The sequence below is a fragment of the Streptomyces thermospinosisporus genome (assembly GCF_039526425.1).
GTDB lineage: Bacteria > Actinomycetota > Actinomycetes > Streptomycetales > Streptomycetaceae > Streptomyces > Streptomyces thermocarboxydovorans.
The window spans coordinates 147,291-162,148 of record NZ_BAAAIZ010000008.1 but is presented as its reverse complement, the minus strand read 5'-3'; the positions used below and the strand labels follow the sequence as shown (position 1 = coordinate 162,148).

Genomic DNA, 14,858 nt, shown 5'->3' with positions numbered 1-14,858 from the left:
TCATGCCCATGCACGCTAGCGCTCACCCGGGCCCCGCGGAACGAACCTGACCGACCCGCCTGGGATCACCTCTTCCCAGCGACATACCGACCGGTTAGTCTGGCGGCGCGCGTCACCGCCGGGGAAGGCCCGGGCGACCGGGCCGTACAGCGTACGGGCCGTAGGCGGCGGTCGCGCGGAACTCGCTTGGGACGCCGCGTCGAAGGAGACCGATCGTGGAAGCCGTGCAGGGTGCGAAGGTGGTCGTCACGGGGGCCGGGGGCGGCATCGGGGCGGCCCTCGCCCGCCGCTTCGCCGCCCAGGGGGCGCGGGTCGTCGTCAACGACCTGGACGCCGACGGGGCCAAGGCCGTGGCCGAGGAGATCGGCGGCATCGCCCTCCCGGGCGACGCCGCCACCATCGTCACCGAGGCCCGCGACGCCCTCGGCGGCACCGTCGACGTCTACTGCGCCAACGCCGGCGTCGGCGGCGACGGCGGCGACGTCGGCGAGCCGCTCGACGAGCGGGCCTGGGCGCTGTCCTGGGACGTCAATGTGATGGCGCACGTCCGCGCCGCCCACGCCCTGCTGCCCGACTGGCTGGAGCGCGGCAGCGGCCGCTTCGTCTCCACCGTCTCCGCCGCCGGACTGCTCACCATGATCGGCGCCGCCCCCTACAGCGTCACCAAACACGGCGCCTACGCCTTCGCCGAATGGCTGTCGCTGACGTACCGTCACCGCGGCCTGAAGGTGCACGCGATCTGCCCGCAGGGCGTGCGCACCGGCATGCTCGACGCCAGCGGCAGCGCCGGGGACCTGGTGCTCAGGCCGACCGCCATCGAGCCGGACGACGTGGCCGACGCCCTCTTCCGCGGCATCGAGGAGGACCGCTTCCTGATCCTGCCGCACCCCGAGGTCGCCGAGTACTACCGTGCCCGCGCCACCGACCCCGAGCGCTGGCTCGGCGGCATGAACCGCATCCAGCAGCAGTGGGAGGCCACCCGGTGACCGCCTCGCGCTACGCGGCCAAGCCCTGGCTGGACCTCCTCACCGAGGCCCAGCGCGCCCCGATCGCACCGGCCGACTCCCTGGTCCACGCCCTGCGCGCAGCGGTGACGGCCGCACCCGACCGCACCTTCCTCGCCTACTTCGACGGCCGGCTCACCTACCGGGAGACCGACGAGCTCAGCGACTCCGTCGCCGGGCACCTCGCCGAGCGGGGACTGGAGCGCGGCGACCGGGTGGCGATCATGCTGCAGAACTCGCCGCTGTTCGTCCTCGCCCTGCTCGGCGCCTGGAAGGCCGGCGCGACCGTGGTCCCCGTCAACCCCATGTACAAGTCGGGCGAGGTCGGCCATGTCCTGCACGACGCCGGCGTCACGGCGCTGATCTGCGCCGACCGGGCGTGGGAGGAGTATCTGCGCGACACCGCGGCCGGCTCACCGGTGCGGATCGTGCTCACCGGCTGCGAACTGGACTTCCAGAGCCGCGGCGACAGCCGTGTGCTCTCCTTCGAGCGGCTCCCCGAGGCCCCGGACGCCGACGACCTCACCACCGTCGCCCGCCGCGGCCGGCGCGCACCCGGGGACCGCGACCCGGCACCCGGCGACATCGCGCTCATCAGCTACACCTCGGGCACCAGCGGTACCCCCAAGGGCGCCACCAACACCCACGGCAACATCATGTACAACGCCGAACGGCAGCGCACCGGCCTGGGCCTGCCCGAGGCGCCCGTCTACTTCGCGCTCGCGCCGCTGTTCCACATCACCGGCATGGTCTGCCAGCTGGGCGCCTGCCTGAACAGCGCGGGCACCCTCGTCCTGGCGTACCGCTTCGAGGCGGGCGTGGTGCTGGACGCCTTCGCCGAGCACCGCCCGCACTACACCGTCGGCCCCTCCACCGCCTTCATGGCCCTCGCCGCCCACCCCTCGGCGACCCGCGGCCACTTCTCCTCCTTCCAGGTGATCAACTCCGGAGGCGCCCCGCTGCCGCCCGCCCTGGTGGAGAAGTTCCGCGAAGGCTTCGGACCGTACATCCGCAACGGCTACGGGCTCACCGAATGCACCGCACCCTGCGCCTCCGTCCCGCCGCACCTGGAGGCCCCCGTCGACGAGGCCTCCGGGACGCTGGCAGTGGGGCTGCCCGGACCGGACACGGTCGTCCGGATCGTCGACGAGCAGGGCGCCGAGGTGCCCTTCGGAGAGCCGGGCGAGATCCTGGTGCGCGGCCCGCAGGTGGTGCCCGGCTACTGGCAGCGGCCCGACGCCACCGCCGAGACCTTCCCGGACGGGGAGCTGCGCACCGGCGACATCGGCTTCATGGACGAGCAGGGCTGGCTCTACGTCGTCGACCGCAAGAAGGACATGATCAACGCCTCCGGGTTCAAGGTGTGGCCGCGCGAGGTCGAGGACGTCCTCTACACCCACCCCGCGGTCCGCGAGGCGGCCGTGGTCGGCGTGCCCGACGGCTACCGCGGGGAGACCGTCAAGGCCTACATCAGCCTGCGCCCCGGCGCCCAGGCGGACCCGGACGAGCTCGCCGCCCACTGCAAGGAGAGACTGGCCGCCTACAAATATCCCCGTCAGGTGGAGATCCTGCCCGACTTGCCGAAGACGGCCAGTGGGAAGATCCTCCGTCGGGAACTGCGTTCCCGGACGCACGACAATGGACGACGACCCGCCGGTGACAGCCGGCAGTGAGACGGAAGGCAGGTGGCGGCAGTGCCCAGGACGACGGACGGTGACGGAACTCCTGTGCCGCAGCGGCTCCTGGCCGCCGCCACCCGGCTCTTCGCCGAGCAGGGCTACGACCGCACCTCCGTGCAGGAGATCGTCGAGGCGGCCGGCGTCACCAAGGGGGCGCTGTACCACTACTTCGGCTCGAAGGACGACCTGCTGCACGAGGTGTACGCGCGGGTGCTGCGGCTGCAGCAGGAGCGCCTGGACCACTTCGCCGACAAGGACGAACCGGTCGAGAAGCGGCTGCGCGACGCGGCCGCGGACGTCGTGGTCACCACGATCGAGAACCTGGACGACGCGTCGATCTTCTTCCGCTCCATGCACCATCTGAGCCCGGAGAAGAACAAGCAGGTGCGCGCCGAGCGCCGCCGCTACCACGAACGCTTCCGGGCGCTGATCGAGGAGGGCCAGGAGTCGGGCGTCTTCTCCAAGGCCACCCCGGCCGACCTGGTGGTGGACTACCACTTCGGCTCCGTCCACCACCTGTCCACCTGGTACCGGCCCGACGGCCCGCTCAGCCCGCAACAGGTCGCCGACCACCTCGCCGACCTGCTGCTGCGGGCGCTGCGCCCCTGAGCCGAGGCGGCCGCGCTTCCGGGGCATCCGTGAGGTGACCGGCCGAGGCGGCCATCAGGTGATCGAGCAGCGCGGCCGCCGCCGGGTTGCGCGGCCGGGCCCCGCGCCCGGCCAGGACCACCGTGCGGCCGGGCTCCGGCTGCCGCACGGTCACACACGGCAGCCCGGCCCGCTCGCCGATCGGCCGGGGCACGAAGGCGACCCCGATCCCGGCCCGCACCAGCTCCACCAGCAGACCGGCCTGGGTGACGTCACAGGTGATCCGGCGGCGCAGTCCGCAGTGCGCGGCCAGCCGCCGCACCGCCGTCTCCAGGCCGGTGCCCGCGCGGAAGTCCACGAACGGCTCCTCGGCGAGATCGCTGATGCGCACCCGCCCCGCCCCGGCCAGCCGGTGCCCCGGCGCGGTGATCAGCACCAGCTCCTCGTGCCAGGTGGCGTGCACCGTCAGCCCTTCGGGCAGCTCCCGGGCGTCCGGCGCCAGATACGCCAGATCCAGCTCCCCGGCCCGCAGCGCATCGGTCAGCTCGTCCACCGTGGCGTCCCGCACCGACACCTGGACGCCGGGGAACGCGCCGTGGAAGGCGGCCAGTTCGGCGGGCAGATCCACACTGGTCAGCGTCTGGATGGTGCCGATCGCCACCCGGCCGCGCTCCAGCCCGGTCACCGCCGCCACCGCCTGACGGGCAGCCTCGGCCCCGGCCAGCAGCGCACGGGCCTGCGGCACCAGCGCACGGCCCGCCTCGGTCAGCACCACCCGGCGCCCGGTGCGGTCGAACAGGTCGGCGCCCAGCTCCCGTTCCAGATTGCGGATCGAGGCGCTGAGCGCCGACTGCACGATCAGCTCGGCCCGGGCGGCCGCGGTGAAACCGCCCTCATTGACGACCGCCATGAAATGGCGCAGCTGACGTATCTCCATCCGTCGATCCTAGAGACACCCATCGGTTTTGCAGATGGGTCGCAGCGAAACCATCTGTTGGACCGGCCGGCCGGACTCGGCCGATCCTGACGGCATGGACCTCGTACCGAGCCTGTGGACCACCGCGTACGCCCCCAGCAGCCCCACCGCCCTGCGCCTGGCGGCCCGTCAGCTGCTGTGCCTGCGCTGCCTGTTGCGCCGGCTGGCGCTGACGGACCACACACCCTGGGCCGGCTACTAGAGACCACCGGCGCCCGCTACCGGTACTTCTTCAGCTCCCGCCGCGCCAGCGAGCGCTGGTGCACCTCGTCCGGGCCGTCGGCGATCATCAGCGTGCGCGCGCCCGCGTACAGCTCCGCCAGCGGGAAGTCCTGGCTCACCCCGCCCGCGCCGTACAGCTGGATCGCCCGGTCCAGGATCCCGACGACCGTGCGCGGGGTGGCGATCTTGATGGCCTGGATCTCGGTGTGCGCGCCCCGATTGCCGACCGTGTCCATCATCCAGGCCGTCTTCAGCACCAGCAGCCGCAGCTGCTCGACGGCCACACGGGCGTCGGCGATCCAGTTCTGCACCACGCCCTGCTGGGCCAGCGCCTTGCCGAAGGCATCCCGGCTCACCGCACGCCGGCACATCAGCTCGATCGCCCGCTCCGCCATGCCGATCAGCCGCATGCAGTGATGGATCCGTCCGGGACCCAGCCGGGCCTGGGCGATGGCGAAGCCGCCGCCCTCCTCACCGATCAGGTTCGACACCGGCACCCGGGCGTGATCGAAGATCACCTCGGCGTGGCCGCCGTGGTAGTGGTCCTCGTACCCGAAGACCTGCATCGCCCGCTTCACCGTGACCCCGGGCGTGTCGCGGGGGACCAGCACCATCGACTGCTGGCGGCGGATGTCCGGCCCGTCGGGGTCCGTCTTGCCCATCACGATGAAGATCTTGCAGTCCGGGTGCATCGCCCCGGAGATGTACCACTTGCGGCCGGTGATGACGTACTCGTCGCCGTCCCGCTCGATGTGGGTGGTGATGTTGGTGGCGTCCGAGGAGGCCACGTCCGGCTCGGTCATCGCGAACGCCGAGCGGATCTCACCGGCGAGCAGCGGCTCGAGCCACTGCTTCTTCTGCGCCTCGTCGCCGAACTGCGCCAGCACCTCCATGTTGCCGGTGTCGGGCGCCGCGCAGTTGGTGACCGTGGGCGCGATCTGCGGGGAGCGGCCCATGATCTCGGCGAGCGGGGCGTACTGGAGGTTGGTCAGGCCGGCGCCGTACTCCTCGTCCGGCAGGAACAGATTCCACAGGCCCTGCCTGCGCGCCTCGGCCTTCAGCTCCTCCACCACGGGCACCGTCTCCCACGGCGAGGCGAGCTCCGCGCGCTGCTCGTGGGCGATCCGCTCGGCCGGGTAGACGTACTCGTCCATGAAGGCCAGCAACTTGGCGCGCAGCTCCTCGGTGCGCGCGTCGAACGCGAAGTCCATGTCCGTCAGCCTTCCTGAAGAGTCGTCAGACCGTGCTCGATGAAGACCGGCACCAGGTCGCCGATGCGCTCGAAGCCGCGCCCGACCGTCTGGCCCAGGGTGTAGCGGTAGTGGATGCCCTCGAGGATCACCGCGAGCTTGAACCAGGCGAACGCCGTGTACCAGGACACGGCGGAGACGTCGCGGCCCGAGCGGGCGGCGTACCGCTCGATCAGCTCGGCGGGGGACGGGTGGCCGGGGGCCGTGGCGGTCGTGGAGACGGGGGAGTCGGCCAGCTCCAGCGGCTCGCTGTACATCACCAGCAGCCCGAGGTCGGTGAGCGGGTCGCCGAGCGTGGACATCTCCCAGTCGAGGATCGCCCGGATCCGGTCGTCCTCGCCCAGCAGGACGTTGTCGAGCCGGTAGTCGCCGTGGATCACCGTCGGCGCGGGGGAGTCGGGCAGCGCCCGGCCGAGGGCCGAGTGCAGCTCGTCGATACCGGCCAGCTCCCGGTTGCGGGAGGCGTCCAGCTGCTTGCCCCAGCGGCGCAGCTGCCGGTCCAGGAAGCCCTCCGGGCGGCCGAAGCCGGCGAGCCCCACCTCGGCGGGGTCCACCGCGTGCAGCTCGACCAGCGTGTCCACCAGGTTCAGCAGGGCGTCCCGGGTGCGCTGCGGGCCGAGCACGGAGAGCTGCTCGGCGGTGCGGTACGGGGTGCCCTCGACGAACTCCATGACGTAGAACGGCGCGCCGAGCACCTCCTCGTCCTCGCACAGCAGCAGCGGGCGCGGCACCGGGACGGCGGTCGGGTGCAGGGCGCTGATCACGCGGTGCTCGCGCTTCATGTCGTGCGCGGTCGCCAGCACATGCCCGAGCGGGGGCCGCCGGACGACCCACTGCGAGGTGCCGTCGCCGACCGCGTAGGTGAGGTTCGACCTGCCGCCCTCGATCAGCCGGCCGGACAGGGGGCCGTTCACCAGGCCGGGCCGCTCGCGGTCGAGCAGGCCGCGCAGCCGGTCGAGATCGAGTCCGGGCGGGTGGTCGGGGCTCATCGTCGCTCCTGTCGGGGAGGTGAAGGGTGGTCACCTCATGATGCCGACCGGTCGGTATGTCGTCCAGAGGGGGAGCGAAACGTGATCGGAGCCACGATATCCCTCCGGGGCCCTTCGGCACCCTCCTGACCGGCGCCGACCTGGCCGGTCGCCCGGTGCGCGCCCGGGTCCGAAGGTCCGTGCCCGGCCGGGCCGCCCGGCCGGATTCGCACCCGCCCGGCCGTCCGGGCCCCCTCCGGCTTGCGCCGGGCGCGGCGCACCTGGAGGGTCGGAGCCATGAAGGCGATCAGCTACGCACGGTACGGCGGACCCGAGGTGCTCGAACTCGGCGAGGTCCGCGATCCTAAGGTCGGCCCCGACTCGGTCCTGGTGAAGGTGCGCGCGGCGGCGGTCAACCCGGTCGACTGGAAGTGCCGCGAGGGCTATCTCGACAGCATCCTCGACGCCGTCTTCCCGGTGATCCCCGGCTGGGACGTCTCCGGCGTGGTGGTCCGGCCGGGGGTGGCGGTGGCGGAGTACGCCGAGGGCGACGAGGTCATCGGCTACGTCCGCGAGGACTTCCTCTCCCGCGGCACCTTCGCCGAGTACGTGGCGGCGCCGGTGCGCACCCTGGCCCGCAAGCCGCGCACCCTCTCCTTCGAGGAGGCGGCCGGGCTTCCCCTGGCGGGGCTCACCGCCTATCAGACGCTGCACAAGGTGCTGCGGATCGGCCGGGGCGAGACGGTCCTGGTGCACGCCGCGGCCGGCGGGGTCGGCTCCCTCGCCGTTCAGCTCGCCGTGCACGCGGGCGCCCGCGTCATCGGCACCGCGAGCGAGCGCAACCACGGCTTCGTGCGCGAACTGGGCGGGGAGCCGGTGAGCTACGGGGACGGCCTGGCCGACCGCGTGCGGGAACTCGCCCCCGACGGCGTGGACGCGGTCTTCGACACGGTCGGCGGCGAGGCGCTGGCGGTCTCGGCAGCCCTTCTCGCCGAGAAGGGCCGGCTGGCCTCCATCGCCGACCCGGAGGTCGTGAAGCACGGCGGCCAGTACTACTTCGTGCGCCCCGACCACGAGGACCTGACCCGCCTGACGGAACTGGCGGAGGAGGGCGCGATCAGCGTCCATGTCTCCCGGACGTTCCCCCTGGAACGCACGGCAGACGCCCACCGCGCCAGCCAGGAGGGCCGCACCCGCGGCAAGATCGTCGTGACGGTGGAGTGAGCCTGCGGCCACCGGCTACGCCACCGCCCCGGAAAACGCGCCGCAGGTGCGCATGGAGTTGCCCAGCCCGTGACCCGGACCGGCCTCACCACACCAGGGCCGCCGCGCACCCCGCCAGGGCCACCGTGCACAGGACCGTGGCGGTGGCGTGCCGTGGTTGCAGAGCCGCCGGCTTGCCGGTGGACGACAGCGTGCGGATGCGGCGGTGGGCGAGGAGGAGGAAGGTCAGCCAGCAGGTGCAGCACAGGGCGCAGAGGAGGACGCCCGCCGCCGTCACCCCGGTGTGGAGTACGGACCGGATGGCGAGGACCGCGGCGACCGTGCCGGACAGGGTGGTGCGCCGCCAGGCGAGACGGGTCCGCTCGGGCTGCAGCCCGGGGTCCCGCTCCGGCGCGGCGGCCGCCCGCCCCCTCACCCGTCCCACCCGACGAGCACCACGACCACCATCGCCATCGCCACGACCGCGACGACGAGGCTCAGCAGCGCCGGGAACCGGGAGACCGGCAGATCCTCGCCCCGGCGCATCGCCCGCTCGCAGCGCACCCAGTGGTTGACGGCGCGCAGCGCGCACAGCACGCCCGCGGCGAGCAGCGCCAGCGCCAGTCCGACCCGCCAGCCCCGGCGCAGGTCCGGCAGGAACTGGTCCACCGCGAAGCCGCCGCCGATCAGGGCGAGCGCCGTGCGCAGCCAGGCGAGGAACGTGCGCTCGTTGGCCAGCGAGAACCGGTAGTCGGGCGTCTCGCCCTCCGTCCGTACGTCCTCGGGCACGAACCACAGCCGCACATTGCGCACAAACTCGCTCACGGCGCGACCCTACCCGCGCAGACCCGGTCAGCCCGCCGCACGGTGCGCCCGCAGACGCCGGTAGGCGGCCAGCCCGTCCGGCACCCACTCCCACTCGGTCAGCCGCCGCTCCAGCTCCGCCTCGCCGATGAAGGAGTGCCAGGCGACCTCCTCCGGCTGCGGCCGCACCGGCAGGTCGCAGCGGACCTCGTACACCGCCGACCACCAGCTGCGCCCGGCGCCGTCGTCGTACAGGAACCGGAACAGGCGCCGGGGCGCGGGCAGGCCGCTCACGCCCAGTTCCTCCTCGGCCTCGCGCAGGGCCGCCTCGTCGTAGCTCTCGCCCGCGCCCACGACACCGCCGACGAACATGTCGTACAGCGAGGGAAAGACCAGCTTGCCCGAGGTGCGCCGGTGCACGAAGACCCGCCCCTCGGCGTCCCGGACCCACACGAAGACGCACCGGTGCCGCAGCCCCCGGGCGTAGGCCTCGCCGCGCGGGCTCCGGCCGATCACCCGGTCGTCCTCGTCCACGATGTCGAGCATCTCGTCGGCGGAACTCATGCCGTCCATCCAAGCAGGCCGCGCGGACGCTCAGGGCAGCAGTTCGAGCTCCGAGGCGCCGGGTTTCGGCCGCTGTGTCCCGGGCGGCATCGCCGGATGCAGGCCCAGCAGCAGCACGCCCAGGACTATCGCCGCCAGGCCGCCGGCCTCCCAGCCCAGGGATCCGGCGTCGGTGCGCAGCCGGTCGCCGAGGATGCCGACGCCGCAGACGATGCCGGCCAGCGGCTGGGCCGCCGTCAGCGCGGGCAGCGACATGCGCAGGGGAGCGGTCTCGAACGCGCTCTGCACCAGCACCAGCGCGGTCACGCCCAGCACCAGCACCGCATACGGCTGCCAGCCGCTCATCAGCGCCGCGAAGCCGCCGTCGGCGAAGCGCTGTCCACTCACCCGTGTCAGCGCGTCCTGTACGCCGTACAGCGTCCCGGCGGCGACGGCCAGCAGCACCGGGCCCAGGGTGAGCCGGACGCGCCGGGCGCAGCCCGTGAGCAGCAGGGCGAGGGCCAGCATGCCGCCGATGATCAGCCAGTGCCGCACCGGATCGGTGACGGCGTGGCCGCCGGCGGGCTCACCGGCCACCACGAACGCCGTCACCCCGCCCGCCAGCAGGGCCAGGCCCGCCCAGCCCTGGCGGCCCAGCGGCTGCCGGGTCTGGCGGCGGGAGAGCGTGAGCGCGAACAGCAGGTTGGTCGCCAGCAGCGGTTCCACCAGGGACAGCTCGCCCTGGCCGAGCGCGGCGGCCCCGAGCCCCATGCCGGCGACCATCAGCGCCGTGCCGCCCAGCCAGCGCGGCATCCGCATCAGATCGGCCAGCAGCCGCAGGGACAGGAAGTCGCCGAGGGGGGCGCGCTGGGCCGCGTTCTGCTGGAGCACGAACCCGAAGCCCAGGCAGCATGCGGCGCTCACGGCGAGCACCAGTACCAGAACGGACACGCTGCGTACCTCGGAGGTCGTGCGGGGTCACGGACGTGTACCAGCTGACTCTAGCCGCGCTTCGGGCGGAGCGCCTCCCTCCGCAGGCGTCGGTTGGGTCACAGATTGCCCCTTTTGCTCTGCACGGGTGTTCGCCGTCACGTGCCACAACAGTCCCGCCAGTCACAGGAGTTGACGCGTGTAACAGCAGAGGCGCCCTTGACGGCCACCGTTGGCTGCCGGTTTGCTGTCCGTGATCAGTCCATGGCGGACGGCAGCCGACCACTGCCGAACCGACCGCCGCCGTGGACCGAGCCACAAGAAGAGCGCGTGAGGAAGTCCCGCGGTGCCCCCACCCCCGCCTCCCCTCGGCCGTGGCCGCAGACGTGCGGCGCAGTCCTTCGACGAGGCTCTCGACGACGCCGAGCTCGTCGCCGCCCGAGCCGCACTGGCCCAGGGGCGCTGGCAGCAGACCCGCTCCCTGCTGGTCCACACGGGTGACGACTGGGACCGGCGCGGCCACCGCGTCACCGTCCTCGCCGGCGAGTCGTACTGCGCGGCCTGGGCCCGTGAGTGGCTGCTCGCCGAACCGGAGTCCGCCGACGCCCGCGTCCTGCTGGCCCTCGCCCAGGTCCGGCGCGCCTTACGCGGCAAGGAGAAGCCCGTCCGCGCCCGCGAGGCCTGCCACGGCGCCGCCGGGCTCGCCCCGGCCGATCCCACCCCCTGGCTCGGCCTGCTCCTGCTGGAGTGCGCCCAGGGGGCCGGCGGCGACGTGGTCCGGGTCTTCGAGCAGGTCCGCACCCGCCACGCCGACCACCACCACGCCCACCACCTGATGGTCGCCTGGCTCGCCGAGCGCCGGGTGGGCGCCGGGCGGGACCCCCTGCACGAGGTCTACGACTTCGCCAACTGGGCCGCCGAGCAGGCCCCCGCCGACTCGCCGCTGGCGGTCCTCCCGGTCATCGCCCACGCCGAGCGCTACCGCGCCCTGGCCGCCGCCGGACACGAGCCCGCCGACCCGGCCGCCTCCGGCCACTGGGTGGGCCGCCGTGCCCGGCAGGTGATGAAGGCCGCCTTCGACTGGTGGCTGGAGTGGGAGCACGAGGACCACCCGCGCCGGCTGATCGACCTCAACTTCCTGGCCCACGCCAAGGTGTGCGAGGGGCGGGGGGCCGAGGCCGCGGCCCTGTTCCACCGCATCGGCGACCATGCCACCCCGGCCCCCTGGTCCTACCCCGGCCGCGACCCGCTGACCGCCTTCCGCACCGCGCGGGCGACGATCCTGGGCGCGGGCTAGCCCCCCACGCCCCCGCAACCGACTTGAGCCCCCACGACCGACCCGGTCCCCGCAACCGACCCAGGCCCCCGCAACCGATTCAAGCCCCCACAACCGACCCAGGCCCCCGCAACCGATCCAAGCCCCCGTAACCGACCCAAGGACGGACTCCCGATGACGACGGACAGTTCGAGCACCAGCAGCGCCACAGCCGAGGGCATCAGCACCTTCAAGGGGCAGGAGCGCGCGCTGCGCGCCGACCGCCTCGGCACGGGGGGCCTGCTGCTCTCCGTCCTCGCGGCGACCGCCCCCCTGATGGTCGTCGCCGGTGTCATGCCCACAACATTCGCGGTGATGGGCATCATCGGCCAGCCGCTGCTCTTCGTGGTGCTCGGCACCGTGCTGGTGCTGTTCAGCCTCGGCTACGCCGAGATGAGCCGGCATGTGCACAACGCCGGCGCCTTCTACGCCTACATCTCCCGCGGCCTCGGCGGCACCGCCGGAGCGGGCGCCGCCATGGTCGCCCTCGTCGCCTACAACTCCCTCCAGGTCGGCATCTACGGCATCTTCGGCTTCGAGGTCTCCGGGCTCTTCGCCACCTACGCCGACATCGACATGGCCTGGTGGATACCGGCGCTCACCGCCGTGCTCGCGGTCGGCGTGCTCGGCTGGCTGAAGATCGACGTCAACGCCCGTGTGCTGGGCGTGCTGCTGGTCATCGAGGTCCTGCTCGTCGTCGTCTTCGACGTCGCCGCCATCGCCGACCCCGGCAAGGAGGGCCTGTCGCTGCACGCCTTCAACCCCGGCACCCTCACCGGCGCCGGCGTCGGCACCGCCCTGTGCTTCTGCATCGCCGCCTTCCTCGGCTTCGAGCAGGCCCCCGTCTACGCCGAGGAGACCAACCGGCCGCACGTCCTGGTGCCCCGCGTGATGTTCCTCGCCGTCACCGGCGTCGCCGTCTTCTTCGCCATCAGCAGCTGGGCGCTCACCGCCGCCACCGGCCCCGCCGGGATCGTCGGCGCCTCCCGCGAGCACAGCGCGGGACTGCTGTTCTTCCTCACCGAGGCCCGGCTCGGCGAGACCTTCACCGACGTGCTGCACGTCCTCTTCGTCACCGGCATGTTCGCGGCCATGCTCAGCTTCCACAACGTGGTCGCCCGCTACGCCTTCGCCATGGGCCGCGAGGGCCTGCTGCCCGCCGCCTTCGGCCGCACCACCGGCGGCAGCGGCGCCCCCGGCACCGGCTCCCTGCTGCAGACCGTCATCGCCACCGTCCTCGTCCTGGCCTTCGCGCTCACCGACGACAAGCCGAACGGCGACCCGACCGCGCCCGTGCTGCACCTGTTCACCTGGGGCGGCAACATCGGAGCCCTCGGCGTGATCGTGCTGATGGCCCTCGCCTCCCTGTCCGTGGTCACCTTCTTCGTCCGCCGCGGCGCCGCCGGCGCCCAGGCCTGGCGGCTGGTCACCTCCGGCCTGGCCGGCCTCGCCCTGGTCGTGATCGCCGGCTACACCGTCAAGGACTTCGACGTCCTGGTCGGCGCCGGCCCCGGCTCCTCGCTGCGCTGGATCCTGCCCGGCGTCATCGGCCTCGCCCTGCTCGCCGGCCTGGTCCAGGGCCTGGTCCTGCGCAGCCGCGCCCCCGAGACCCACGCACGCATCGGCCTCGGCAACGAGGCGTTCCAGCTGGAGAAGGCGGCCGAGAGCACGCAGTAGGCAGGCCGTCGCCCGGCTTACCGGATGCCCGGCCACCGAGTACGGGCTTACGGAATGCTGACGAGCACCCGCGATCCCTGGCCCCTGGGGGACGCGGGTGCTCGAATGAAGAGGTGAACTCCGCCGACGAGGTGAACTCCGCACCGCCACCCGACGACCGGGACGCACCCGACCGGGACGCATCCGACCGGGACGCATCCGACCGGGCCGCACCCGACGACCAGGACGCGCCCGACGCCCGCGGCAAGCCCGTCGGCCGCCGCGTGGTGCTCGGCACCCTCGGCCTCGGCGCCCTGGGCGTGCTCGCCGCGCCGCCGCTCCAGCGCGGCCTGGAGTCCTTCCTCGCCGCGGCCTCCGACAAGGACCCCACCGGCCTGACCGACCTGCTCCCCAACGGCGGCGGCTTCCGCTACTACTCCGTCACCTCCTCGGTGCCCCGCAAGGGCCCCGCCGACTACCGCCTCACCGTCGGCGGCCTGGTCGACCGCCCCGCCGCCTACACCCTGGCCGACCTCAGGGCCCTGCCGCAGACCCGTCTGGTCCGGGACGTCCAGTGCGTCACCGGCTGGCGGGTGCCGGACACCCCGTTCGAGGGCGTACGGCTGTCGCTGCTGCTCGACGCGGCCGGAGTGCGCCCGGGGGCGAAGGCGGTGCGCTTCACCTGCTTCGACGGCGCCTACTCCGAGAGCCTCACCCTCGACCAGGCCCGCCGCGCCGACGTGCTGGTCGCCCTGCGGATGCAGGACAAGGACCTCGGCCACGCCCACGGCGGCCCCGTCCGCCTCTATGTGGCCCCCATGTACTTCTACAAGTCCGCGAAATGGCTCTCCGGCATCACCGTCACCGGGGACGTCGTACCCGGCTACTGGGAGAAGCGCGGCTACGACATCGACGCCTGGGTCGGCCGCTCGAACGGTCGTGACGACGAGCCCACGAGCTGATGATGAGCCCACGAGCTGACGCACCGCCCGCCGCCCCCGCGACCGTGCGGCGCTTCGGCCCCGCGCAGAAGTGGGTGCACCGCGCCACGGCCGCCCTGATGGGCCTGTGCGTCCTCACCGCCGCCTGCCTCTACATCCCGCAGCTCGCCCAGCTCGTCGGCCGCCGCGCCCTGGTGGTCACCGTGCACGAGTGGTCCGGGCTCGCCCTGCCGCTGCCGGTCCTGGCCGGGCTGGCCTCCCGCGCCTTCCGCGCCGACCTGGGCCGGCTCAACCGCTTCGGCCCGCACGACCGCACCTGGCTGCGCGCCGCGCTGCACCGCGACAAACGCCCCTCCGCCCGCCCGGCCGGCAAGTTCAACGCCGGGCAGAAGCTCTACGCCGCCTGGATCGCCGGGGCCACGCTGGTGATGCTGGGCACCGGCCTGATGATGTGGTTCACCCACCTCACCCCGCTGATGTGGCGCACCAGCGCGACCTTCGTGCACGACTGGCTGGCGCTCACCATCGGCATCGTCCTCGCCGGGCACATCGGCATGGCCCTGGCCGACCCGGAGGCCCGCCGCGGCCTGCGGACCGGGTCCGTCAGCCGGGAGTGGGCGCAGCGCGAGCACCGGCTGTGGCGGCCATGACGCGTGCACCCGCTGCGGCGGCCGCGAACGACGCCCGGCCGCGGGGCAGCGCGCTCACTGCCGCCACGGCCCGGCTCTCGGCGTACCGTACGACGGCTTCGGCCAGCGGGTGCTCGGACTCGCGCTCCA

16 protein-coding genes are annotated in these 14,858 nt (G+C 73.2%); 9 read left to right on the top strand and 7 right to left on the bottom strand.

Annotated elements, in window-relative coordinates; genetic code table 11:
- Positions 1-212 precede the first annotated feature (212 nt).
- Genes ABD207_RS03740 through ABD207_RS03730 form a run of 3 tightly spaced genes read left to right on the top strand, consistent with a single transcriptional unit; the run spans position 213 to position 3,292 of the window.
- Entirely contained in the window at positions 213-986 is a 774-nt protein-coding gene (locus tag ABD207_RS03740) for an SDR family oxidoreductase (protein ID WP_344010066.1), read from the top strand.
- The gene (locus ABD207_RS03735) at positions 983-2,677 is read left to right on the top strand and encodes a class I adenylate-forming enzyme family protein (protein ID WP_344009997.1); all 1,695 of its coding nucleotides are present in this window, start codon (positions 983-985) and stop codon (positions 2,675-2,677) included. The genes ABD207_RS03740 and ABD207_RS03735 overlap by 4 nt, the downstream gene beginning before the upstream one ends.
- Before the next feature lie 21 nt (positions 2,678-2,698).
- Positions 2,699-3,292: a TetR/AcrR family transcriptional regulator gene (locus ABD207_RS03730; RefSeq protein WP_344001367.1), complete on the top strand. Its 594-nt coding sequence runs from the start codon at positions 2,699-2,701 to the stop codon at positions 3,290-3,292.
- Here the strand turns inward: ABD207_RS03730 and ABD207_RS03725 are convergent.
- On the bottom strand, positions 3,231-4,208 hold the full coding sequence (locus ABD207_RS03725; protein ID WP_344009995.1) for a LysR family transcriptional regulator: 978 nt from the start codon (positions 4,206-4,208) through the stop codon (positions 3,231-3,233). The two genes, ABD207_RS03730 and ABD207_RS03725, sit on opposite strands and share 62 nt — an antisense overlap.
- Positions 4,209-4,302: 94 nt before the next feature.
- Here ABD207_RS03725 and ABD207_RS03720 point away from each other — a divergent pair, with 94 nt between their 5' ends.
- Positions 4,303-4,449 carry a hypothetical protein gene (locus ABD207_RS03720; protein WP_344009993.1) on the top strand — a complete coding sequence of 49 codons (147 nt, stop codon included), beginning with the start codon at positions 4,303-4,305 and terminating at the stop codon, positions 4,447-4,449.
- Positions 4,450-4,465: 16 nt separating this feature from the next.
- On the opposite strand, the gene ABD207_RS03715 is transcribed toward ABD207_RS03720, so the two are convergent.
- Together ABD207_RS03715 and ABD207_RS03710 are read right to left on the bottom strand one after the other, a co-directional pair.
- Positions 4,466-5,680 carry an acyl-CoA dehydrogenase family protein gene (locus ABD207_RS03715; RefSeq protein ID WP_344009992.1) on the bottom strand — a complete coding sequence of 405 codons (1,215 nt, stop codon included), beginning with the start codon at positions 5,678-5,680 and terminating at the stop codon, positions 4,466-4,468.
- A 5-nt stretch (positions 5,681-5,685) separates the two neighbouring features.
- Positions 5,686-6,708, bottom strand: a complete 1,023-nt coding sequence (locus ABD207_RS03710; RefSeq protein ID WP_344009990.1) for a phosphotransferase family protein — start codon at positions 6,706-6,708, stop codon at positions 5,686-5,688.
- Between the two features lie 276 nt (positions 6,709-6,984).
- Between ABD207_RS03710 and ABD207_RS03705 the strand changes: the two genes are divergently transcribed.
- Positions 6,985-7,911: an NADP-dependent oxidoreductase gene (locus ABD207_RS03705; RefSeq protein WP_344009989.1), complete on the top strand. Its 927-nt coding sequence runs from the start codon at positions 6,985-6,987 to the stop codon at positions 7,909-7,911.
- Between the two features lie 85 nt (positions 7,912-7,996).
- Here the strand turns inward: ABD207_RS03705 and ABD207_RS03700 are convergent, their stop codons facing one another.
- From ABD207_RS03700 to ABD207_RS03685, 4 genes are read right to left on the bottom strand one after another with little or no spacing between them, the layout of a single operon-like run.
- A complete protein-coding gene (locus tag ABD207_RS03700) occupies positions 7,997-8,335 on the bottom strand; it encodes a DUF202 domain-containing protein (protein ID WP_344009988.1) in 339 nt (112 codons plus the stop codon).
- Entirely contained in the window at positions 8,323-8,715 is a 393-nt protein-coding gene (locus ABD207_RS03695) for a YidH family protein (RefSeq protein WP_344009987.1), read from the bottom strand. The genes ABD207_RS03700 and ABD207_RS03695 overlap by 13 nt, the downstream gene beginning before the upstream one ends.
- A 27-nt stretch (positions 8,716-8,742) precedes the next feature.
- Positions 8,743-9,258, bottom strand: coding sequence for an NUDIX hydrolase (locus tag ABD207_RS03690; protein ID WP_344009985.1), 516 nt, complete (start codon positions 9,256-9,258; stop codon positions 8,743-8,745).
- 30 nt (positions 9,259-9,288) lie between these two features.
- Positions 9,289-10,188: a DMT family transporter gene (locus tag ABD207_RS03685; protein WP_344009983.1), complete on the bottom strand. Its 900-nt coding sequence runs from the start codon at positions 10,186-10,188 to the stop codon at positions 9,289-9,291.
- Between the two features lie 325 nt (positions 10,189-10,513).
- On the opposite strand from ABD207_RS03685, the gene ABD207_RS03680 reads away from it, so the two are divergent.
- The 4 genes from ABD207_RS03680 (at position 10,514) to ABD207_RS03665 (ending at position 14,729) form a co-directional block, all read left to right on the top strand.
- Entirely contained in the window at positions 10,514-11,464 is a 951-nt protein-coding gene (locus ABD207_RS03680; RefSeq protein WP_344009982.1) for a hypothetical protein, read from the top strand.
- Between the two features lie 153 nt (positions 11,465-11,617).
- Entirely contained in the window at positions 11,618-13,159 is a 1,542-nt protein-coding gene (locus ABD207_RS03675; RefSeq protein ID WP_344009981.1) for an APC family permease, read from the top strand.
- Positions 13,160-13,422: 263 nt separating this feature from the next.
- Entirely contained in the window at positions 13,423-14,100 is a 678-nt protein-coding gene (locus tag ABD207_RS03670) for a molybdopterin-dependent oxidoreductase (RefSeq protein ID WP_344010065.1), read from the top strand.
- Positions 14,101-14,102: 2 nt separating this feature from the next.
- Positions 14,103-14,729, top strand: a complete 627-nt coding sequence (locus tag ABD207_RS03665) for a cytochrome b/b6 domain-containing protein (protein WP_344009980.1) — start codon at positions 14,103-14,105, stop codon at positions 14,727-14,729.
- The last annotated feature ends 129 nt before the right edge of the window (positions 14,730-14,858 follow it).

What these genes read in the sequence shown, in the direction of transcription:
- ABD207_RS03725 (WP_344009995.1), bottom strand. Translation starts at nt 4,208, where the DNA reads ATGGAGATACGTCAGCTGCGCCATTTCATGGCGGTCGTCAATGAGGGC.
- ABD207_RS03690 (WP_344009985.1), bottom strand. Translation starts at nt 9,258, where the DNA reads ATGAGTTCCGCCGACGAGATGCTCGACATCGTGGACGAGGACGACCGG.
- ABD207_RS03705 (WP_344009989.1), top strand. Translation starts at nt 6,985, where the DNA reads ATGAAGGCGATCAGCTACGCACGGTACGGCGGACCCGAGGTGCTCGAA.
- ABD207_RS03715 (WP_344009992.1), bottom strand. Translation starts at nt 5,680, where the DNA reads ATGGACTTCGCGTTCGACGCGCGCACCGAGGAGCTGCGCGCCAAGTTG.
- ABD207_RS03665 (WP_344009980.1), top strand. Translation starts at nt 14,103, where the DNA reads ATGAGCCCACGAGCTGACGCACCGCCCGCCGCCCCCGCGACCGTGCGG.
- ABD207_RS03710 (WP_344009990.1), bottom strand. Translation starts at nt 6,708, where the DNA reads ATGAGCCCCGACCACCCGCCCGGACTCGATCTCGACCGGCTGCGCGGC.
- ABD207_RS03720 (WP_344009993.1), top strand. Translation starts at nt 4,303, where the DNA reads ATGGACCTCGTACCGAGCCTGTGGACCACCGCGTACGCCCCCAGCAGC.
- ABD207_RS03675 (WP_344009981.1), top strand. Translation starts at nt 11,618, where the DNA reads ATGACGACGGACAGTTCGAGCACCAGCAGCGCCACAGCCGAGGGCATC.